Here is a 21,614-nt window from a genome sequence, read left to right as displayed (position 1 = left end):
GGATGGGCAATAATTGATTTTTCAATAATTTCCCGCCGGCGATGCGGCAGGCTACAGGTAAAAAAAGACGGCGATCAGTCCGCAAAGGATCAGGGCGGTCAGAACGATCTCGAACAGGTAGCGGCGCAGCATCAATGAGAACCCCCCGATGAAAAAACACCCGGTGAACCGGGTGTCGTACACGTCAAGCCTGAAACGGTGAGGGGACCCTCACGACATTACGCTTTTTTGTGGCTGGCTTTCTTGTGGTGCTTTTTAGCCGCCTGGGCTTTTTGCGCCGGGGCTTTCTTGCCGGCTTTTTTGTGATGCTTTTTGGCCGCCTGAGCTTTCTGAACCGGGGCTTTCTTGCCGTGGTGTTTCACCTGAGCTTTAGCCGGCGCAGCGGTGGCGGTGGTTGCGGTAGCCGCAGGTGCGGTGGTGGCAGCCTCGGCAGCGAAAGCCACGGAAGACAGACCCATTGCAGCGGCAACAACCAGAGCTAATACTTTTTTCATCGCAGAATCCTCAACATGACTTTTGGGTACCAACCCCACTGCGGGGCCGTTGAGATGATAGTAGGCAAACGGCGTCCGGCTTTCCGTGAGTGATTGGTTTCGGCATGTAACCTAATGTACAGGGCGGCGGTGGCGAGGGGGATTGCTGCTATAATGACCGCCAGACAAGGAAAAAGGGATTTAAAATGAACGAGATAACGATTCGTTGTGGCGTGACTGAACAGGGCGAGGTGCCGCTGGCCTATGAGGACTGGGGCGATGAGACGCACCCGCCGTTGTTGCTCATCATGGGCATCGGCGCGCAGCTCCTGTTGTGGCCTGACGACTTCTGCCGCGCCCTGGTGTCCATGGGGTTTCGGGTGATCCGTTATGACAACCGCGACGTCGGCCTTTCAGGAAAAACGCAGGCACAACGCTCACAGCCATTGTGGCTGCTGATGTTGCGCGCCCAGCTTGGCTGGCAAACGCCGGTGCCTTATACCCTGGCGGACATGGCAACGGACGCGGCGCATCTGCTCGATCATTTACGCATTCCGCAGGCTCACGTACTGGGCGCTTCGATGGGGGGGATGATCGCCCAGGTGCTGGCCGCCGAATACCCGCAGCGCGTCGCCTCGTTATGCATCTTGTTTTCCAGCACCAATCAGCCGCTGTTGCCGCCGCCGGCGCCTTCGCTGCTGTGGTTGCTGGTGCGCCGGCCTGCCGCCGATATGACGCTGCAGCAGCGCCAGGAAGGGATGAAGGCCTTTCTGCGCGCGCTTGGCACCGCGACTTATCCACCGGAGGAGGCGGAGCTGGATGCCCTGGTGACGCGGTTGCTGAAGCGGGGTGTGGATCCGGCAGGCATGCAGCGGCAACTTTCCGCGTTGCTCGGCAGCGGCGATCTGCGGCGTTACAGCCGGCGCATCGCCGCGCCGACGCTGGTGATTCACGGCGATCGCGATCGGCTGGTGCGCAAGGCCGGCGGGGTGGCGATCGCCCGTGCGGTCGCCAACGCCAAGCTGCATATTATGCCGGGCATGGGGCATGACCTGCCCGCACCGTTGAGGCCGCAGCTGGCGGCGATGATCGCCCGCCATGCATTGGGATGAGAGGCCGGTTGGTTCGGTATTTTTGCTTTTTTAGTTACAACATACTAATGGTGGGTGGCCACCCGCCACTCTGTAGCCAAGGCGTTACCCGCAGGAAAGTGGACTATGGAACAGTGTCAGGTCAACCAGGGGAAAAAAGGGCGCGGCAGGGCCGCGCCAGGAGAGATTACAGGTAGCGGTTTTCCAAATGCTGACGGAAGTAGCGTGGGTTGAGCGCTTCACCGGTCGCGTTGGCGATCAGCGTCTCGGTTGGGAAACGGCTGCCGTGGCGCCAGATGTTGTGCTGCAGCCAGTGGAACAGCGGCTGCAGATTGCCGGCGGCGATATCCTCGCTCAGCGAAGGCAGGGCCTGGCGCACGCTGTGGAACAGCTGCGCGGCGTACATCGCGCCGAGGGTGTAAGTCGGGAAGTAGCCGAACGCGCCGTCTGTCCAGTGGATATCCTGCATGCAGCCGTTGCGATAGTTGCCGATGGTGTCGAGGCCGAGGTAAGCGTGCATCTTTTCATTCCACAATGCCGGAATGTCTTCCACTTCGACCTCGCCTTCGATCAACGCTTTTTCAATTTCGTAGCGCAGGATGACGTGGGCAGGATAGCTCACCTCGTCGGCGTCGACGCGGATCAGGCCCGGTTTAACGCGCTGGTTGAGGCGAATGAAGTTGGCTTCTTCCAGCGCCGGCTGTTCGCCAAATTGCGCGGTGACCAGCGGACGCAAGATTTTCAGGAATTCATTGCCGCGCGCCAGCTGCATTTCGAACAGCAGGCTCTGCGATTCGTGGATGGCGGTAGAGCGGGCCAGGGCGACCGGCTGGCCGAGCAGATCGCGCGGCAGGTTCTGTTCGTAACGGGCGTGGCCGGTTTCGTGCACGATACCGAGCAGCGCGGTCAAAAACTCTTTCTCGTTGTAGCGCGTGGTGATGCGTACATCTTCCGGCACGCCGCCGCAGAACGGGTGGGCGCTGACGTCGACACGGCCGTTGTCGAAGTTGAAACCGAGCAGTTTCATGACGCTCAGGCTCAGCTGACGCTGGGTGTCCACATTGAACGGGCCTTGTGGCGCCTGGCAGGGCTCATTAGCCTGTTTGGCCACCACGCGCTGCAGCAGATCCGGCAGCCAGGTTTTCAGATCGCCGAAGATGCGGTCGAGATCGCTGCTGCGCATGCCCGGTTCATACAGATTGAGCAGGGCGTCGTAACGGCTGGTGCCGGCCGCCTGCGCACGGATCTGCGCCTCTTCCCGGCTGAGTTTGACCACTTCGCGCAGGTTCTCGGCGAAGCCGTCCCAGTCGTTGGCCGGGCGCTGGGCGCGCCAGGCGTGTTCGCAGCGCGCGCCGGCGAGCGATTTGGCTTCGACCAGCGACGCCGGTAGCAGCACCGCGTCTTCATACTGGCGGCGCATTTCGCGCAGGTTGGCGCGGTCGATCTCGTCCAGCGTCTCTTGCTGCGCGCGATCCAACAGCGCGCCGGTGCTTTCCGCTGTTAAAAGCTGGTGCTGCAGCACGCTCAGCTCGGCCAGTGCTTCGGAGCGCGCCTTGCTGCCGCCCGGCGGCATCATGGTTTGCATGTCCCAACCGGCGATGGCGGACAGGTGGCCGAAACGCGACAGACGGCTAAAAAGCGCGCGCAGGTGATCGTAAGCAGACGTGTTGGAATGTGCAGATGTCATTATTATTCGACTCCAATGAGAAGGGTCCGGCGGTATTACGCCAGATCGGCTTTTAAACTGAATGTCGGCTTCACCGGCCAACAGAAACGGAAACTGGCGCCGCCGAGCGAACTGCTCTCGACGAACACCTGTCCCTGGTAGGCGACGGCGATGGAATGGACGATGGCCAGCCCCAGTCCGCAGCCGCCGGTGGCGCGATCGCGGCTGGGATCGAGGCGAACGAAAGGCTCGAATACCCGCTCGCGCTCTTCCGGCGGGATACCCGGCCCGTCATCTTCGACCTGCAAACAGGCGAGGTCGCCGTCGAACCACAGACCCACGCGCAGACGCTGCTCGGAATAGCGCAGCGCGTTATTGACCAGGTTATCGAGCACGCGTTCCATCAGGCGCAGATCGACGCCGCCAAAGTCGCCGACGTGCGGGATATCGAGCTGGATGTCGCGTTCCTGATGAATAAGACGGATATCGTCGACCTTGTCCTCCAGCCACTTTGGCAGATCGATGGGTTCAATGTTTAGCGCAACCTGCGGCCGGTCCAGGCGGGCATAGGTCAGCAGCTCGTCGATCAGCGACTCCAACTGGCCGATATCGCGGTTCAGCGCCTGCTGTTCGCCTTCGGACAGGTTATCGCTCATCTCGAGCCGATAGCGCAGGCGCACCAGCGGCGTGCGCAGCTCGTGCGCGATGCCGTCGATCAGCTGTTTCTTGCTGGCGATCAGGGTGTTGACGTTGTCGGCCATCTGGTTGAACGCCACGCCGAGCCGGCTCAGGCTGGAAGTGGGATCGAAGTGGGTGCGTTCATCCAGATGCCCGGCACCGAGCCGCTGGGCGGCGTTTTCCAGTTTGAGCAGGTCTTGCCAGTGCGGCCGCATCCACAGAAACACCGGCAGCGCCAGCGACATGCCGATAAACACCAGCAACACCAGATCCAGCAGGCGCATCTGGTGCAGATAGAACAGATAAGGAATGGGGCCGACCACCAACACATAGTGGCTGCGCGGAATGCGCTGCATAAAGGTGTACTGATCGTCGAGGGCGATGATTTCACCCAGCCGCAGCCGCTTTTTCAGATCCTCGCTCAGTTCCTGTTTGCCGAGCGGTTCGATATGAAGCTTGAACGACAGATTGAGATCCAGCGTGGCGATAGTCTTGTTCCAGTCCTTCAGCGGGATTTCGCGCAGCTCGCTGCGCATCAGGTACAGCGAGCTTTTCATCAAATCGTCCATCGACTGGCGGCCTGCGCGCTCGGCGGTCACCTTGTACACCAGGCCGACCAGCATCGCCATCACCAGAAAACAGACGAACAGCAGCAGGAAGAACTGGACGAAAAGTTTTCTCATTGTTGCACCGAAGCCCAGGCGTTAGGGGCGAACAGATAGCCCTTGTTGCGCACCGTCTTGATACGGAAAGGCTCCAGCGCATTGTCGTACAGCTTACGACGCAGGCGGGAGATCGCCACGTCGATGCTGCGATCCATACCGTCGTAGCTCACGCCGCGCAGGTTTTGCAACAACGCCTCGCGATCCATGATCTGCCCGGCGTGGGTCGCCAGCTCCCACAGCAGATCGAAATCCGAGGTGGACAGGGTGATGGTTTCTTCGCCCAGCGTAACCTGACGGTTGACCGGATCGATGCACAGCAGCCCGAAATGCAGCGCGTTATGCTGGGTGAGCGGCTGAACCGACTCTTCTTTCGGCTGTTGGCTGTGTTGGCGCAGGTGCAAACGCAGGCGCGCCAGCAACACCGCCGGTGGCGTGGTTTTCAGGATATAGTCGTTGGCGCCCATCTCCAGCGACAGGATATGGTTCATGTCACTGTCGAGCGAAGTGAGCAGCACGATCGGGCCGGGGAAGGTAGGGCGCAGATCGCGGCACAGCGTCATGCCGTCTTTGCCGGGCAGCATGATGTCCAGCAGCACCAAATCGGGTTGCTCGCGCTCGATGCGCGCCTGCGCGCTGTCGCCACGCGGTTCGATCAGCACCTCGATGTCATGTTTGCCCAGATAGGCGGCGATCAGTTTGCCGACTTCAGGATCGTCTTCCACAAAAACAATTTTATGCATATGCCCGTGTTTTAATATAAAAAGCGGATTTGAGCATAGCGCGGCCCGCGACGTTGCGCCATGCGGATCTTGGCGTCAGCGCAGCGGCCGGCCGCCGTCGACGCCGTGGGTGCGGCCGGTGACGTAGCGGCTTTCCAGCAGGTAGTTCACCAGATTGACCACTTCACTTTCGCCGGGCGCGACCTTCATCAGCGATTTCGCCAGCGCCTGCTGGCGATAGGCTTCGTCGTCGCCCGGATTGAAGATGATCAGCGCCGGCGCGATGGCGTTGACCTTGACCTCCGGCGCCAGCTTGCGGGCAAACGAACGAGTCATATTGTCCAGCGCAGCCTTGCTGGCGGCGTAGGCGATATGCTTGTCGCTGCCTTTTTCCACCACGTAGTCGGTGAGATGGATAATGTCGGCGCCAGCCTGGCCCTGGCCGGTCAGACAGGATTCGAGCAGCTGGTTGAGCAAATAGGGCGTGTAAACGTGAATTTGCAGCATTGCTGCCATTACCTGTTCCGGCGGCACCTCCGGTGACTCGGCCTGCCAGGCGCTGGCGTTGTGGATCATCGCGCGCAGCTTGGGCGCCACTTGCCGCACCTGGTCGGCGAAACGGTAGATACCTTCATGTGTGGCAAAGTCGCCCTGAATGCAGCGGGCGCCCAAGGCCTGCAACTCGGCCATCGCCGGATATTCGCTGCGATAGGCGATAATGACCGGAACGCCGCGCTGGAGAAACGCTCTGGCGAGCGCCAGCCCTATGCGCCGCGCGCCGCCGGTAATCAGCACCGGGGCAGAGTTGGGGTGTTCCATTGATTAAAGCTCCTGGACAGACTGGCAAACAATAGGGGAATTATGCCATCATACGGCGGAAAGTCGTTAAAGCTTCGCATGATTATCCATTTCTGGATGTAAGATCCCCAATGCATTTCAGGTTGCCGTCCGGCGGCGGCTTGAAAGACCACGGGTTAACACTGGCCATGAGAGGAATGAGGGGATGAACAGCAATCACCTTGCATCCATCGCGCGCAGTGAGAAAATCTGTTTTGACTACATGGATTTTCTGTCCGCATCGTGCAGGAAGCACTGGCGCTTTGTTGATGCTATTTATGGTGTGATGCCGATCTTCGGCATGGTGTTGAAATCGCGCGTGACCACGTCACAAACGCGCAAAGAGCAGTTGAAAGAGCTGGCGCTGCAGGTGGTGTCAACGCAGGTTAGCGATGAAACCAATATCGTGCGCCTGATTGACCTGGCGCAGCAGCAGGGCCTGACGGTATTTGATATTCAGCTGCCCTATGCGCTGGAGGCGCAACAGCTGGCGGCCATTCAAAAAGAGTGCGCGGAAGGCATTGCGATCACCCTGGTGGGTGAGCGAATGACCGTCACCATTCCCCCTAAAAGCTGACCGGGAATCAACCCGGCCGCCCGTTCATGGTTAGGCAATTGACCTGCTGCGATCGCCTAACCATGAACGTGAAATTTCACGCCGCGTGACGCGTGCTGTCTAAAGTCGGGTCCCGGCATTGGGACCGGAACGCAGGGTGTAAATACTGTCTATATGTATTAACACCGCGTATTTCGGCGGATTCATCCCGTTTTTTTCTGCAAATGCCAGCGCCTCGTCAAACGGTTTGCCCGTCAGAAACAGTTCGGGTGTACCAACGAAGCGGTAGCCGTCCAGTGCCTCGCGGTCGATGACCACAACGGCCATTTTCGAGCCTTCCTTGATGTTTTGCAGCGTTTGGCCACCGGTATTTTCGTTGTAAATCAGTGTACGGTCATCATAGAGGCGCAGAGAACGCTTGGGGCCGATATCGGGCACGCCGCTCGGGCTGCTGGTTGCCTGCACTGGCAGCTGTTTAGCCAGCATCTTCTTCATCTCGTCATTCAATTCATTCATGGGCAGATTACCCCTCAGGTTGATGTGTCACTGTTAATGCACGGTGGCGGAATGGTGGGTAGCGGGCGCGCAGATGCTGGTTTCCGGCAGACGGTGCTCGCGCAGTAAGTGCAGGGTTTCAATCCTGAAGCGCAGCAGGTGCCGCTCAGCGATCTGCTGCATCTGTTCGCACAGCGACGAATCGGCCAAGAGTTGCTCGATAGCGACTCGGGCCCGATGAACATGCAGCTCGACGCCGCGCAGAGGCTTCTGCCGCAGGCGCAGATGGGTGATGTTGTTGAACGTGACGATCAGCGCGGCAAGGGCAGACTCGAAAATATTCAGCGCTTCAAATCTGGCGGTATAGTCCGCATTCAGCCAAGGCTTCTCGGCGATGATCGCCTGAGCCCCCTCCAGCGCCTGTTGATAGCTGGTCATCGCCTGGCGATCGTGCCGCTGATTAAACGCCGTGTTGCCCTCGGCGATCAGCGCCTCCCAGGCGGCAAACAAAGGTAATGCGTGCAGCAGTTTCTCAGCCATGAAATGCCTTCCATTTTAGCCTGTCTTCATCCGCCGCCTGACGCCTCTCGCCAGGGGGCACTCGCGTCTTACCATTAATCAATAAATGATAATGATAATTAATTGCATTTGAGATCGCAAGCGTGGCGCATGGCTGACTGTGCAAAGGGGGGGAGCGTGGTAGCAGGGAAAAGAGGAAGCAAAATGCGGCTGACGGGCAGCCGCATTGACGGGGCACTTTAGTGCAGCATAAACCAGCCGGCGGGCAGCGTGGCCACCAACAGCAGTAAGATACTGCCTTTTTCCAGGCGATTCAGCAGATTGATATCCTGATGGCCGCGGCGGGCGTACATGAACACCAACAGGCCCGGCGCATACAGCAGCACCGACATCAGCAGGTGCATCAGGCCGGAAGCGTACAGCAGCCATAAACCATAGACGCAGGCGCCGGTGGCGGCGAAGATCAGGCGTTTGTCGCGGCGGCGGTAAGCCACCTTGAACAGAAATGCGCCGACCAGGAAGTAAGGCACCAGGATCATTTCCGACGCGATGGTCAACAGCGAGTTGTAGTTGCTACCGGTCAGCCAGATCAGCACCAGCGCCAGCTGCACCGCGATGTTGGTCAGCCACAGCGAAGACGCTGGGGCGTGATGGCGGTTCTGCTTGCCGAACACGCGCGGAAACGCGCCGTGCTGTGCGGCCAGCAGCGGCACTTCCGCCGCCATGATGGTCCAGCTGAGGTAGGCGCCGCACACGGAGATGATAAGACCGGCGGCGATGATCACGTCTCCCCACGGGCCAATCAGTTCCACCATCAGCACCGCCATCGACGGATTGCGCATGTCGGCCAGTTCGCTGCGTGGCACCACGCCCAGCGACAGCAAGGTGACCATCAGGTACACCGCCAGCGCCGACAGCACTGCCAGCATGGTGGCGCGGCCCACGTCTTTCTTATTGCGGGCGCGAGCAGAAACCACCACGGCGCCTTCCACGCCGATAAACACCCACAGGGTGATCAGCATGGTGTCCTTGACCTGTTCCCACACCGGCTTGCCGAGGGCGATACCTTTGAAATCCAGCGTGAACACGTCCATTTTGAAGGCGATCGCCGCCAAAACGGCGAACATCCCCAATGGCAGCAGCTTGGCGAGGGTGGCCGCCAGGTTAATGCTGGCGGCAGTTTGCACGCCGCGCAGTACCAACGCGTGCACGATCCACAGCAGGGCGGATTCGGCGATCAGCGCCTGCCAGGTATTGCCGTCACCGAGAATCACGTTGCCGCCGCGATCGGTAAAAATACTCAGCGCCGCAAACACGATCACCAGATACGAGACGTTGGCGATCACGGCGCACAGCCAGTAACCCCAGGCGGAGCAGAAGCCCATCAGCTCGCCGAATCCTTCTTTGGCGTAGGTGAAGATGCCGCCGTCCAGATCCGGGCGCAGACGCGTAAGCAACAGCATGGCGAACGCCAAAAACAGAATGCCGACGCCGGTGATCCCCCAACCCAGCAGCAACGCGGCGGGGCTGGCGACCTGCGCCATGTTTTGCGGCAGACTGAACACGCCGGCGCCCAGCATCGAGCTGAGCACCAAAGCGGTTAGCGCGGTAAGACCGAGTTTTTTTTCCAATGACGGATCCTGAACGCAGAATAAACAACTGGAAGGGAACTGCTTGGCGGCAACAATGTGTTAACAACCACTGCGCGAATAGACAATAGCCCTAAAAATTGGCGCAAATTTTACGGAGGGATGATTAGAGATGCAATGATTGAATATGCGGAATTTACAAAAAACTATTCAACGTGCGATGAAAAAAGCGGCAATAAAAACGGGCAGCTCAAGGGCTGCCCGATGGTAAACCGAAAAGCGGGTTTTATTTGAACAGATCGGCGCTGACGGTCAGGTTGCCGCCGCTCTTGTTCTGCCACTGACGGGTAACGTGGTAGTACTTGGCGCCTTTCTCGGCCGCGCGTTTCGCCACTTCGGTGGAGACATCGGTCATGCTGTTGAAGTGGCCGGTGAAGGTGACGGAATCGAACGGCACCATCTGCGCGGCGGTCACGTTGTTCACTTCCTGGATCTTGGTGCCGTTAGGCAGCGTGACGGTATAGCGTTGGCCGGTAGAGGACTGGGTTTCGAAGAAACGGCCTACGTCGCGGCTTGGCGAACCGGAAGACGCGACGCCAGGGATTTCGACTTTCGCGGCAGCGGCGCCACCGGCGGCCAGCGCGGCGCGGCCGGCGTCAGAATCGGCCGGAATGGCATCCGGGCTCTGCACGCGGCGTTTTGGCGCATCGGCCTTATAGATGTAGGCGGTGACGAACTGGTTACCGCCGGAGTTGGCGTCAACCTGGCGCACGATGAAGAAGGATGCAGCGCCTTTTTTCTTCGCTTCTTTGGAGATGGCGTCGTTGATGTCCGGCTGGCTGCGGTAGAAACCGCTGACGCTCACGGTATCGTAAGGCTCCAGCAGATAGGCTTCCTCTTTAGGCAGTTCGTTCACGCCGTTAAATACGCGGTATTTTGGTGTTTTGCTCACTTCTGGCGCATCTTTATGATAAAGGTCTGCGGTGACGCGCCAGTTGCCGCCGTTGTTGCTGTTGTTGCTGTCCTGGATATAGAAGGAATCGGCACCCAGTTTGTCTGCACGGCGGGATACGGCGTCGACGGCTTCATTGATGGCATTGAAGCGGCCGGTAATCGTGATGCGATCAAACGGCTTCAGCGCCGCTGCTTTCTCAGGAGTTAACTCTTGCGCCGCATGAGCAGACAGCGCGGTGAGTGATAACAAGGCTGACGCGATGATCGTGGTCTTCAGCTTCATAAAAAATCCTTTCGCCTAGCGCATTAACGTTTATAACGTACTGAACTGTTTAAGTGTAATTCAGCCGTCGATTATTACATGTAATTCTGAAAACTGTCTCAGCATTTTATGTTATCCCGTGCGACAAATCGCTTACGGTGACGCGGGCCGCACGGATGGCGCCATCATCATAAGTTTCCATAATAACGGCCTTGGTGTCATTAATGTTAATTATTCACAAAATGATAACTTTTATGCTTTTCCGCCGCGCGTGGACATAATTCGTTACGTCGGGCGTAAACCTCTTGCCACGCAGAATACGCTGTTCTGTATGGGTTTTTTCACAGTAAATTGCGATTTGTCATATCACGCGCGGCGTTTTTATGTGAAAACAGAGCTGAATGCGTAAGCAATTATGGATCATCGACCTTATTTTCAGTAGGTTATAGTTGGCGTCTGAAATCAGTGCGGGCAAGTTAACGCCTGGCTCGCCGCTGGCGCCGTGCTATGGGCAGGAAAATAATAAACATCATCCAAGACAGGTGAGAAGGGAACATTATGCGTATTGGTGTACCAAGAGAGCGGTTGGCCAATGAAGCCCGGGTCGCAGCCACGCCGAAAACGGTGGAACAACTGCTGAAGCTGGGTTTTACCGTCGCGATTGAACGCGGGGCGGGCAAACTGGCCAGTTTTGAGGACGTCGCCTACGAAGCCGCCGGTGCGGCGCTGGTCGACGAAAGCGAAGTGTGGCAGTCGGATCTGATCCTGAAAGTCAACGCGCCGCAAGACGACGAGATCGCCTTGATGCGCGAAGGCAGCACGCTGGTCAGCTTTATCTGGCCGGCACAAAACCCCGAATTGATGGCCAAGCTGGCGGCGCGCAACGTCACCGCGCTGGCGATGGACTCGGTGCCGCGCATCTCGCGCGCCCAGTCGATGGATGCGCTGAGCTCGATGGCCAACATCGCCGGCTACCGCGCGATCGTCGAAGCGGCGCATGAGTTTGGCCGCTTCTTCACCGGCCAGATCACCGCCGCCGGCAAAGTGCCGCCGGCCAAGGTGATGATCATCGGTGCCGGCGTGGCCGGCCTGGCGGCGATCGGAGCCGCGGGCAGCCTCGGTGCCATCGTGCGCGCCTTCGACACCCGCCCGGAAGTGAAAGAGCAGGTGCAGAGCATGGGCGCGGAATTCCTCGAGCTGGATTTTGAAGAGGAAGCGGGCAGCGGCGACGGCTACGCCAAAGTGATGTCCGAAGCCTTTATCAAGGCCGAGATGGCGCTGTTCGCCGCGCAGGCGGCAGAGGTCGATATCATCGTCACCACCGCACTGATCCCAGGCAAACCGGCGCCGAAGCTCATCACCAAAGAGATGGTGGCGTCGATGAAGCCGGGCAGCGTGATCGTCGATCTGGCGGCGCAAACCGGCGGCAACTGCGAACTGACCGTGGCCGACACCATTACCGTGACCGACAACGGCGTGAAAATCATCGGCTATACCGACCTGCCGAGCCGCTTGCCGACCCAATCTTCGCAGCTGTACGGCACCAACCTGGTCAACCTGTTGAAGCTGCTATCGAAAGAGAAAAACGGCGAGATCGACATCGATTTCGACGATACGGTGATCCGCGGCGTTACCGTGGTGCGCAGCGGTGAAGTCACCTGGCCAGCGCCGCCAATCCAGGTCTCCGCCCAGCCGAAAGCGGCACCTGCCGCTGCACCGGTCGCCAAACCCGAAGCCAAACCGACCTCGCCGTGGCTGAAGTACGGCCTGATGGCCCTGGCGATCCTGCTGTTCGGCTGGCTGGCGGACGCGGCGCCGAAAGAGTTCTTATCGCACTTTACCGTGTTCGCGCTGGCCTGCGTGGTCGGTTACTACGTGGTCTGGAACGTCAGCCATGCGCTGCATACTCCGTTGATGTCGGTCACCAACGCGATATCAGGGATTATCGTGGTCGGTGCGCTGCTGCAAATTGGCCACGGCGGCTGGGTGAGTTTCCTCTCCTTTATCGCCGTGCTGATCGCCAGCATCAACATTTTTGGTGGATTCACCGTCACTCAGCGCATGCTGAAGATGTTCCGCAAGAACTAAGGGGTAACAAATGTCTGGAGGATTGGTTACAGCTGCATACATTGTTGCCGCTATTTTGTTTATTTTCAGCCTGGCGGGCCTGTCGCGTCATGAAACGTCGAAGCAGGGCAACCTGTTCGGCGTCGCCGGTATGGCGATCGCGCTGATCGCCACCATTCTGGGGCCGGATTCCGGCAACGTCGGCTGGATCATCATCGCCATGATCATCGGCGGTTCGATCGGCGTCTATCTGGCGAAGAAGGTCGAGATGACCGAAATGCCGGAACTGGTGGCGGTGCTGCACAGCTTCGTTGGCCTGGCCGCGGTGCTGGTCGGTTTCAATAGCTACCTGGATCACGGCGCGCCGATGGAACCGGTGATGGCGAATATCCATCTGACCGAAGTGTTCCTCGGCATCTTTATCGGTGCGGTGACCTTCACCGGGTCGATCGTCGCCTTCGGTAAGCTGCGCGGCATCATCTCTTCCAAGCCGCTGATGCTGCCGAATCGCCACAAGCTGAACCTGGCGGCGCTGGTGATCTCGTTCCTGCTGCTGGTGGCGTTCGTGCGCGCCGACAGCGTGGGCTGGCAGGTGGTGACGCTGCTGCTGATGACGGCGATCGCGCTGGCGTTCGGCTGGCATCTGGTTGCCTCGATCGGCGGCGCCGACATGCCGGTGGTGGTGTCGATGCTCAACTCTTACTCAGGGTGGGCCGCGGCCGCGGCGGGCTTCATGCTGAGCAACGATCTGCTGATCGTCACCGGCGCGCTGGTGGGCTCTTCGGGGGCTATCCTGTCTTACATCATGTGTAAGGCGATGAACCGTTCGTTTATCAGCGTGATCGCCGGCGGTTTCGGCAGTGACGGTTCATCCACCGGTGATGCCGAAGAGATGGGCGAATACCGTGAAACCACGGCGGAAGAGGTGGCCGAGCAGTTGAAGAACTCCACCTCGGTGATCATCACCCCTGGTTACGGCATGGCGGTGGCACAGGCGCAATATCCGGTGGCTGAAATCACCGAGAAACTGCGGGCGCGCGGCGTGAAGGTCCGTTTCGGTATTCACCCGGTCGCCGGGCGCTTGCCGGGCCACATGAACGTGCTGCTGGCGGAGGCGAAGGTACCGTACGATGTGGTGCTGGAGATGGATGAAATCAACGAAGATTTCCCGGATACCGACACCGTGCTGGTGATCGGCGCCAACGACACGGTGAACCCGGCGGCGCTGGAAGATCCGCGCAGCCCGATCGCTGGCATGCCGGTACTGGAAGTGTGGAAAGCGCAGAACGTGATCGCGTTCAAACGGTCGATGAACACCGGCTACGCCGGCGTGCAAAACCCGCTGTTCTTCAAGGAGAACACTCAGATGCTGTTTGGCGACGCCAAAGACAGCGTGGAAGCGATTCTGCGGGCGTTGCAGAAGTAAAATTGGGCAACCAAAGAAAAACGGGCCGCTTAGCGGCCCGTTTTTTATGCGCGAAGCTTAATCTTCGTCGTCGTGTTCGTCGTCTTCATCCGCTTCGATCGGGCAGTTGAAGTTTTCCGGTTTAATCACCAGCAGGTCGCATTTCAGATGATCGATCACATGTTCCGCGGTGTTGCCGATAAAGGCGGCTGAAATGCCGGTGCGGCCCAGGGTGCCCAGCACCACCACGCCGGCCTGCAGGTGTTCGGCCAGATCGGGGATCACCTCTTCCGGCAGGCCTTTTTCTACGTGGGTGAACTCTTCCTTAATGCAGAATTTCTGCCGCAGCGCCTTCATGGCGATCAGGTGCTGGCCGCGAATGGCGTCGTTGTAGACGCTCGGGTCGAAGTCGGGCAGTTCGATGGCGATGTTGATCGGCGTGACGGGATAGGCGCCGACCAGGTGAACCTCGGTCTGGTTGACGTTTTGCGCCAGTTCGACGGTTTCTTGCACCAGTTTGATATTGAGCGGGTCGTGATAGGGTTCTTCGCTGGCCAGGTTGACCGCCACCAGCGCTTTGCCGCCTTCCGGCCAGGGCTGGTCTTTCACCATCCACACCGGGCAAGGGCATTTGCGCAGCAGGTGCCAGTCGGTGGGGGTAAAGATCACCGACTCCAACCGGTCGTGCTGGTGCGCCATTTTCAGCAGCAGGTCATGTTGGCCAGAAAGCACTTCCTGAATGATGGCTTCGAAGGGGCGGTTATGCCAGACCACTTTGATTTCGATCGGCACGCCGTCGTTGAGATAGAAACGACACTGCTCGTTGATCCAGGCGGCGCGTTGGCTGATCACACCTTGCCGCATCGCCGTTCTTTCGTCCGGGGAGAGCAGGGTCGTCATTTCGTAAGAGAAGTCGTAAATGGGTAGGAAGGCTTTGATGCGCCCGCCGTTCCGTTTTACCAGGTACACGGCGCGGCGCAATGCCGGCTGATCGTCCTGATTGGGGTCAATAGCCACCAGAAGATTCTGATACTTCGCCATAGGGCCTCCTTACAGCTGAAATCAACAGTCTGTTAATTTACAGAGTAACCCAACATTGAAAAACAGAACAACAACAGAAGCGTGCCGGATCAACAATTTCGGTGAAATGTTGATCCGGCAGGGGAATTAGGCGTTGACGGTCACGTTGATACGTGGCGTGCCGGCCAGCACCGACAGGGCGTCGGCATTTTCGATGGTGATGTATTTGCCTTTCACGCTGAGGATTTCGCTTTTCTGGAAGCGGCCCAGCAGGCGGCTGATGGTTTCCACCGTCAGGCCGAGGTAGTTGCCGATGTCGCCGCGGGTCATGGTCAACCGGAACTCGCGTGGTGAGAAACCGCGCTCCGCGAAGCGGCGCGACAGGTTGTAAACGAACGCCGCCAGGCGCTCTTCGGCGTTTTTCTTCGACAGTAGCAGGATCATGTCCTGATCGCCTTTGATCTCGCCGCTCATCAGCCGCATGATCTGCTGACGCAGGTTGGGCATTTTGCCGGACAGATCGTCGAGGGTCTCGAACGGGATCTCGCACACCATCGAGGTTTCCAGCGCCTGGGCGAAGCTCGGGTGCTTCAGGCCGCCGATGGCATCGAAGCCCACCAGGTCACCCGCCAGGTGGAAACCGGTGATTTGCTCGTCGCCTTGCTCGGTGATGGTGTAGCTTTTGATGGTCCCGGAACGGATCGCGTACAGCGATTTCAGCTCGTCGCCGGCCTTGAACAGGGTCTGGCCTTTCTGGATGGGCTTTTTCCTCTCGATAATGTTGTCGAGCTGGTCCAGCTCGTGAGCATTAAGGGTGAAAGGAATGCACAGCTGGCTGATGCTGCAGTCCTGGCAATGGATCGCACAACCACCAGACTGGATACGACGAATCACGCGTTTTTCCGGGATCATAGATTACGCTCATTCAATAATTGATATGAGTCAATTTTAACATCTTTTGCTGCAGCTGATAAGGGTGGCATTAGCATGAATAGGGGTATTGTGTGCGAATTTTGCGCACACATGCCGCCGATTATTCTGTATGGGACTGAAGTTATGAGTATTATTTGTGACTTATGCGTTTTATTCACACAAGCTATTAATAGTACCCAAGTGGTCACGCGCGCGGCGTAGAGCAATGTGTTTTATTAAGCAGCGCCAAACAATGGCGCTGGATAGGTGGCTACAGCAAATTTTTCGGCAGGTAGCCTTCGTGCTGCAGCAGCCACTGCTTGCGTTGTACGCCGCCGGCATAGCCGGTCAGCGCGCCCTGCGAACCGATCACTCGGTGGCAGGGCACCACGATGCTGATCGGATTTGAACCGTTGGCCATGCCGACCGCGCGCGAGGCGGTCGGACGGCCGATGCGTTGCGCCAGTTGGCCGTAGGTCAGGATCTCGCCGCAGGGGATTTGGCGCAGATGTTGCCACACGGTGCGTTGGAACTCGGTGCCGGCAGTCATCACCGGCAACCGATCGATAATGCTCAGTTCACCGGCGAAATAGCGCTGCATGGCGTCGGTCAGCCCGCTGGGATCGCGCTGTTCGCGCAGGGTGAAGCGATCGGCGCGGTAGTGGGTATTCAGCAGCTTCATGAGGCGCGCTTCGTGATCGGTCCAGTCAATCGCCCGCAGGCGCCCCTGTTCATCGGCAATCAGCACCAGTTCACCCACCGGCGTAGCGGTACGATCAATCAAAAAAGTCTGCATCTGGATCACTCCTCGGTTTAGTGTGGGGATTATCGCATGAAACGGAGGGAGACGATGGCGGATTTCGGACATGTTGATGGGCAACCGCAGGGTTACCCAAATAGGCGGCTCAGGGGAAGCCAGGGAGGCATTGTTCGACGAATTTGTAAAATAAATTTATAAGTTATCAAGACAAGTTGTTTCTTGTTTATTATTTCATCAAGCATTGACACATTGGGGTTACTTATAGCTGATGGTCACACGCTTTAAATGGGGATTGTTATTCACCATTTCACTGGTGACGGCAGAGACTAATTCTTTTGGCATCTCTTTTAACGAAGAAGAAATATACCCGTTCTGATATTCCGTCACTTTGCCGAAACAGTTGGAGATAAGCTGTTCATCCTGATGTGTGATGGCGCAGGTTGGCGTAGTAATGGCGCCGGTGAAGCGCACGACGCCGGAGGCGACCTGGTTTCCGGAAAGCGGTTTTGCTTGCAGAGCGAAGGGCAGAATGACCAATGCGCTTAATACGGCTAAGTAATGGTTCATACGCTGTTCCTCTTAGAGTAAAGAATGCTGCCAATTAAAAACAAGCATGCTTGTTTTCATTAAATAAGCTATTTCGTGTGGCGAAATAAAAACGAATGGGCAAAATTCCTACTGCCTTCATCCAATGGATTTGATAATAGGGAGGTAGGGTGAGCAAAACCATGATTTGGATCATAGTGAAGACCGGTTAATGGTTTCCGGTGCGAGCAGGGTAAAAGGCTGTGATCGTTCTCTCAGGAAAGCGGGGAATGGCGGGATGTTTTCGCCCCCGTGGTGTAACGGCAGGAACCGGGGGCGAGAGCGGGCTTACAGCATGCCACTGCTGCCGCAGATGCGGATCTTTTCCGCCACCACTTCTTTCATCGCCAGCTTGCCGGGGACGATGTATTTGCGCGGATCGTTAGCATCCGGGTGCTGCGAAAAGTAGCTTTTTACCGCATCGGCGAAGGCGATTTTCAGTTCGGTAGCGACGTTGACTTTGCAGACGCCGAGCGAAATCGCGCGCTTGACCATCGCTTCCGGAATGCCGGAGGCGCCGTGCAGCACCAGGGGCACGTCCACCTGTTCGCGGATCAGCGCCAGGCGCTCGAAGTCCAGCTTCGGCTCACCGTGATACAGGCCGTGGGCGGAACCGATCGCCACCGCCAGCGAATCGATGCCGGTGGCGGCGACAAACTCGCGTGCCGCCATCGGGTCGGTATAGAAGCTGTCCGCGGTATCGACGATCAGATCGTCTTCCTGCCCGCCCAGGCGGCCCAGCTCCGCCTCCACGCTGGCGCCATAGCGGTGGCACAGGGCCACTGCGGCGGCCACCTTGGCGATGTTCTGCTCGAACGGCAGATGGGAACCGTCGATCATCACCGAGCGGATACCACTTTTCACCTTGTGCTCGATGTCGTCCAGCTCTTCGTGATGATCCAGATGCAGCGCCAGCGGCAAATCGTAGCGGTGCGCGGCCGATTGGCAAATGCCGATCAGGTAGTCGGTGCCGGCGTAGCTGAAGGTGCCGGGCGTGCCGGCCATGATCACCGGTGAGCGCAGCTCGGCGGCGGTCTCCGCCACCACCTGCACGGTTTCCAGATTGTGGACGTTAAACGCCGGAACGGCGTAACCCTGGCGCTGTGCCTTGAGCAGCATTTCTCGATTGGCTATCAGATACATGGGATCTCCTTACAACTCAGGGGAGGGAAAACGGTAAATCGTCACGCCTTTCACCACCCGGTTGACCTCGCCGGTCGGGCAAGGGTTGTCCGGGGTCAGCCCCAGCGCCAGCGAACTCTCGAAGGCCAGCATCTGGGTGAACAGCAGATACGGGAACAGCAGCCAGATATCGTCAGCCGCGTCGTGCATATTCAGCAGAGCGTCGGACAGGGGTTGGCGTTCGCCGGTCAATCCGACCAACTGCATCGCCAGCCCGTCGCGCTGCAGCTCGTTCCACAGATCGCGGTCATACTGGCGGGCGTAGTCGTCGTGGGAGAACATCAGCACCACCAACGTCTGGCCGTCGACCATGAATTTCGGGCCGTGGCGCAGGCCGAGCGGCGAGTCGTAGCGTGTAACGATGCGGCCGGCGGTCAGCTCCAGCATCTTAAGTGAGGCCTCTTCGGCGAGGCCGGTAAAGCAGCTGCCGCCGAGGGTGATGTAGCGGCGGAAGCCGCTGGCGGCCAGCGCTTTCACCTGCGCCTGCAGCGTTTCACGCAGTTCTCGGCAGCGCTGCACCATGGCACTCAGCGGTGCCTGGGCGGCCTCGAGCGACGTTGGGCCGAGCAGCAGCGCGGCGCTCAGCATCATGCAGCTGAAGCTGGAGGTCATGGCGAAGCTCTGATCGTTGGAACCTTGCGGCATCACCAACGAACAGACGTTGTCACGCCGATGCGCGTACTGCGCCAGCCGGCTGTCCGGGTTGCACACTAGCATCAGGTGATAGCTTTCCGGCAGCAGCTGGTCGGCCAGCTCCACCGTCGCCACGCTTTCGGGGCTGTTGCCCGAGCGGGCGAAAGAGACCAGCAGCGTCGGCCGATCAGGGTCGAGATACTGCAGCGGGTTGGCGACGATATCGGTGGTGCCGTAGGCTACCACGTCGCGGCCGGTGCGTTCGCGCAGCCAGGGCGCCAGGGCACGGCCGGCAAATGCCGAACTGCCGGCGCCGCACAGCACGATCTGCAGGCGCGGATTGGCCAGCAGCGGCGCCAGGAACGGCTGCCACTGCGCCTGTTGATCCTGCAGCTGCCGGTGCAGCGCTGCCCACAGATCCGGCTGTTGCCAAATTTCTGCGGCGGTGTGCCAGGCGTTGCGCTGCTTCAGCCAATCCGCCTCGTAAGAGAAATACGCGTTCATGATGACAGCTCCTTAAAAAGCCTCGGTTAACGGTCGGCGATAATCACGTCGATCCCTAAATGGTGCAGCGCCTGCAGGTAGTGCGCCGGAATGCGGCTGTCGGTGACCAGACGGTGGATCTGACCGATTTCGCGGATCATGCAAAAACTGGTGCGGCCGAATTTGCTGGCGTCGGCGATGGCGATCACTTCACGCGCCACCTCGCACATCACGCGGTTCAGCTGCGCTTCGCCCGGATCCGGCGTGGTGATGCCGCTCGTGAGATCGAAACCGTCGACGCCGAGAAACAGCTTGTCGAACCGGTATTGGCGCAGCTGCTGTTCGGCGGCAGGGCCGTAAAGCGACCAGGCTTTGCGGCGCACGCTGCCCCCGACCACCATCAGATCGATCTGCTCGTTGCTGGCTAATTCGAAGGCGATGTTGAGCGCGTTGGTCATCACCACCAGATCCTTTTTCCCCGCCAACTGCGGCGCCATCTGGCTGGTGGTGGAGCCGGAGTCGAGGATGACGGCATCGCCGTCTTCAATCAGCGCCGCGGCCGCACAGGCGATGACGTGTTTTACGTCGCGATTGAGGCGGCCCTTGTCCTGCAATGGGCGGTCGAAGGCGAACTGTTTGTTCAACATAGCGCCGCCGTAGGCGCGCACCGCGCAGCCGTGTTTTTCCAGCTGGCGCAGATCGCTGCGGATGGTGACGCTGGACACCGAAAACTGCTGGCTGAGCTGCTCCACGCGCACCGTGCCCTCGCGGCACAGCTGGTCGATAATTAATTCCCGGCGTTTTGCGGTATTGATCATTAACGCAGACTCCTGATTTACCTGTAGCCGTGCCCGACCGCGGCTTAATAAGCCGCAGCGATACCGACCGGAGCGCTTTCAGTTGTTCGTGGCGAATTACAGCAAACGAAACACTGAAATGCAATCGATTAATTTTAAAATATCTATATCTATCAGATGGTTATATTTAATTTTGCTTTCAGTTTAATGCCAACCGAAAGCGGTGTTAACGCAAAGTGAAAACGGCAAATTCGTTATTTTTCAGTCGCCAATTCCCGGCATTTAATTATTCAGCCCGTCGAGGCCGAAAGCCGCAACGATCGCTCGACAACCGCCAGGCTTTCACTGTTTTTTTATGCCGGCGCGCGTAAAAGCGCCGCGCCGCGTACGCCGCTGCTGTCACCGTGCACCGGCGGGAACACCGCCGCCGGTTCCACGCCCGGCAGCAGCCAGCGCCGCATCACCGGCGGCAACAGCCGGTAAAGCTCGCCGACGTTGGACAATCCACCGCCCAGCACGAAGGCATCAACATCCAGCAACAGCTGTAAGCCGGCCAGCGCGCTGGCCAGAATGTCGACGTAAATCGTCATCAGCCGATGCGCGAGCGCATCACCGGCACGATAGCTGGCGACCAGCGCTGGCACGTCGGCGGCCGGATGGGCGAAATGGCGGCTCAGCGCCAGCAGTCCGCTGCCGGAGACGTAGCGCTCAAAGCAGCCGGTCAGCCCACAGTTGCAGCCGAACAGCGGCAGATCGTAACGCTGCGCCAACTGGGCCGAGATCGGCATATGGCCCCATTCACCCGCCACGCCGCTGCGTCCCTTATGCAGTTGCCGGTTCACCACCAGGCCACCGCCGGCGCCGGTGCCGATGATGGCGCCGAACACCAGCGGCAGGTGTGCGGTTTGCGGCGTACTGGCTTCCGACAGCGCGAAACAGCGGCAATCGTTCTCGATGGCGATCGGCCGCGCCAGCGCCCGCGTTAAATCATCCGCCAGGCAATGCCCGGTCAGGCAGGGCACGTTGACCGCCAGCTGGCGGCGGCTGACGGGATCGGTGATCCCCGGTAAACCGATGCCGATGCTGCCGCGCGTATGCAGTTCGCGATCCGCCTGCTCGACCAGCCCGGCGATGCAGGCCACGAATTCGCCGTAATCTCTGGTAGGGGTGCGCACCCGCTGGATCAACACCTGATTGAGCCGGCGATCGTAAGCGGCCATTTCAATCTTGGTGCCGCCGATGTCGAAGCCGTAACGCATCTCTGTC

22 protein-coding genes are annotated in these 21,614 nt (G+C 58.9%); 4 read left to right on the top strand and 18 right to left on the bottom strand.

Annotated elements, in window-relative coordinates; genetic code table 11:
* Nucleotides 1-51: 51 nt before the first annotated feature.
* Nucleotides 52-132 carry a small membrane protein YdgU gene (ydgU, locus tag FOT55_RS25765; RefSeq protein ID WP_455677416.1) on the bottom strand — a complete coding sequence of 27 codons (81 nt, stop codon included), beginning with the start codon at nt 130-132 and terminating at the stop codon, nt 52-54.
* An 86-nt stretch (nt 133-218) separates the two neighbouring features.
* Entirely contained in the window at nt 219-494 is a 276-nt protein-coding gene (asr, locus tag FOT55_RS18235; RefSeq protein WP_025302975.1) for an acid resistance repetitive basic protein Asr, read from the bottom strand.
* 185 nt (nt 495-679) lie between these two features.
* Here asr and FOT55_RS18230 point away from each other — a divergent pair, with 185 nt between their 5' ends.
* Nucleotides 680-1,585, top strand: a complete 906-nt coding sequence (locus FOT55_RS18230) for an alpha/beta fold hydrolase (protein WP_043143620.1) — start codon at nt 680-682, stop codon at nt 1,583-1,585.
* 166 nt (nt 1,586-1,751) lie between these two features.
* Here FOT55_RS18230 and FOT55_RS18225 read toward each other — a convergent pair whose 3' ends face one another.
* From FOT55_RS18225 to folM, 4 genes are all read right to left on the bottom strand, one after another.
* Nucleotides 1,752-3,251 carry a carboxypeptidase M32 gene (locus FOT55_RS18225; RefSeq protein WP_025302973.1) on the bottom strand — a complete coding sequence of 500 codons (1,500 nt, stop codon included), beginning with the start codon at nt 3,249-3,251 and terminating at the stop codon, nt 1,752-1,754.
* Between the two features lie 35 nt (nt 3,252-3,286).
* Nucleotides 3,287-4,591 carry a two-component system sensor histidine kinase RstB gene (gene rstB, locus FOT55_RS18220; RefSeq protein WP_043143616.1) on the bottom strand — a complete coding sequence of 435 codons (1,305 nt, stop codon included), beginning with the start codon at nt 4,589-4,591 and terminating at the stop codon, nt 3,287-3,289.
* A complete protein-coding gene (gene rstA, locus FOT55_RS18215; RefSeq protein WP_004938307.1) occupies nt 4,588-5,313 on the bottom strand; it encodes a two-component system response regulator RstA in 726 nt (241 codons plus the stop codon). Before rstA ends, rstB begins: the two co-directional genes overlap by 4 nt.
* A 75-nt stretch (nt 5,314-5,388) precedes the next feature.
* The gene (gene folM, locus FOT55_RS18210; RefSeq protein ID WP_025302971.1) at nt 5,389-6,111 is read right to left on the bottom strand and encodes a dihydromonapterin reductase; all 723 of its coding nucleotides are present in this window, start codon (nt 6,109-6,111) and stop codon (nt 5,389-5,391) included.
* A 184-nt stretch (nt 6,112-6,295) separates the two neighbouring features.
* Here folM and FOT55_RS18205 point away from each other — a divergent pair, with 184 nt between their 5' ends.
* A complete protein-coding gene (locus FOT55_RS18205; RefSeq protein WP_049295707.1) occupies nt 6,296-6,706 on the top strand; it encodes a hypothetical protein in 411 nt (136 codons plus the stop codon).
* Between the two features lie 99 nt (nt 6,707-6,805).
* Here the strand turns inward: FOT55_RS18205 and FOT55_RS18200 are convergent, their stop codons facing one another.
* From FOT55_RS18200 to ydgH, 4 genes are all read right to left on the bottom strand, one after another.
* On the bottom strand, nt 6,806-7,201 hold the full coding sequence (locus tag FOT55_RS18200) for a pyridoxamine 5'-phosphate oxidase family protein (protein ID WP_025302969.1): 396 nt from the start codon (nt 7,199-7,201) through the stop codon (nt 6,806-6,808).
* A gap of 33 nt (nt 7,202-7,234) precedes the next feature.
* A complete protein-coding gene (locus FOT55_RS18195; RefSeq protein ID WP_060433148.1) occupies nt 7,235-7,720 on the bottom strand; it encodes a hypothetical protein in 486 nt (161 codons plus the stop codon).
* Between the two features lie 218 nt (nt 7,721-7,938).
* Nucleotides 7,939-9,330 (bottom strand): amino acid permease, encoded by a 1,392-nt coding sequence (locus FOT55_RS18190; RefSeq protein ID WP_025302967.1) that lies wholly within the window; start codon nt 9,328-9,330, stop codon nt 7,939-7,941.
* Between the two features lie 244 nt (nt 9,331-9,574).
* Entirely contained in the window at nt 9,575-10,525 is a 951-nt protein-coding gene (gene ydgH, locus FOT55_RS18185; RefSeq protein ID WP_147823852.1) for a DUF1471 family protein YdgH, read from the bottom strand.
* 537 nt (nt 10,526-11,062) lie between these two features.
* On the opposite strand from ydgH, the gene pntA reads away from it, so the two are divergent.
* Nucleotides 11,063-12,592 (top strand): Re/Si-specific NAD(P)(+) transhydrogenase subunit alpha, encoded by a 1,530-nt coding sequence (gene pntA / locus FOT55_RS18180; protein WP_141968606.1) that lies wholly within the window; start codon nt 11,063-11,065, stop codon nt 12,590-12,592.
* Nucleotides 12,593-12,602: 10 nt separating this feature from the next.
* A complete protein-coding gene (gene pntB / locus FOT55_RS18175) occupies nt 12,603-13,997 on the top strand; it encodes a Re/Si-specific NAD(P)(+) transhydrogenase subunit beta (RefSeq protein WP_025302964.1) in 1,395 nt (464 codons plus the stop codon).
* A 57-nt stretch (nt 13,998-14,054) separates the two neighbouring features.
* On the opposite strand, the gene uspE is transcribed toward pntB, so the two are convergent.
* The 8 genes from uspE to FOT55_RS18135 form a co-directional block, all read right to left on the bottom strand.
* Complete coding sequence (gene uspE, locus FOT55_RS18170; protein ID WP_004938281.1) at nt 14,055-15,017, bottom strand: universal stress protein UspE; 963 nt, start codon at nt 15,015-15,017, stop codon at nt 14,055-14,057.
* A 126-nt stretch (nt 15,018-15,143) separates the two neighbouring features.
* Nucleotides 15,144-15,908 (bottom strand): FNR family transcription factor, encoded by a 765-nt coding sequence (locus tag FOT55_RS18165; RefSeq protein WP_004938278.1) that lies wholly within the window; start codon nt 15,906-15,908, stop codon nt 15,144-15,146.
* A 271-nt stretch (nt 15,909-16,179) separates the two neighbouring features.
* Entirely contained in the window at nt 16,180-16,704 is a 525-nt protein-coding gene (gene ogt, locus FOT55_RS18160) for a methylated-DNA--[protein]-cysteine S-methyltransferase (protein ID WP_060433145.1), read from the bottom strand.
* A 219-nt stretch (nt 16,705-16,923) separates the two neighbouring features.
* Nucleotides 16,924-17,235 carry a hypothetical protein gene (locus tag FOT55_RS18155; RefSeq protein WP_147823851.1) on the bottom strand — a complete coding sequence of 104 codons (312 nt, stop codon included), beginning with the start codon at nt 17,233-17,235 and terminating at the stop codon, nt 16,924-16,926.
* A gap of 306 nt (nt 17,236-17,541) precedes the next feature.
* Nucleotides 17,542-18,396, bottom strand: coding sequence for a tagatose bisphosphate family class II aldolase (locus FOT55_RS18150; RefSeq protein ID WP_025302961.1), 855 nt, complete (start codon nt 18,394-18,396; stop codon nt 17,542-17,544).
* A gap of 9 nt (nt 18,397-18,405) precedes the next feature.
* Entirely contained in the window at nt 18,406-19,572 is a 1,167-nt protein-coding gene (locus tag FOT55_RS18145) for an SIS domain-containing protein (RefSeq protein ID WP_043144075.1), read from the bottom strand.
* A 26-nt stretch (nt 19,573-19,598) separates the two neighbouring features.
* Nucleotides 19,599-20,369 (bottom strand): transcriptional repressor AgaR, encoded by a 771-nt coding sequence (gene agaR / locus FOT55_RS18140; RefSeq protein ID WP_025302959.1) that lies wholly within the window; start codon nt 20,367-20,369, stop codon nt 19,599-19,601.
* Nucleotides 20,370-20,701: 332 nt separating this feature from the next.
* A complete protein-coding gene (locus tag FOT55_RS18135) occupies nt 20,702-21,607 on the bottom strand; it encodes an ROK family protein (RefSeq protein WP_049275861.1) in 906 nt (301 codons plus the stop codon).
* Nucleotides 21,608-21,614 lie beyond the last annotated feature (7 nt).

Origin of the sequence: Serratia bockelmannii, assembly GCF_008011855.1 — a bacterium.
Classification (GTDB): Bacteria; Pseudomonadota; Gammaproteobacteria; order Enterobacterales; family Enterobacteriaceae; genus Serratia; species Serratia bockelmannii.
This window is presented reverse-complemented; position numbering and strand designations above follow the sequence as displayed.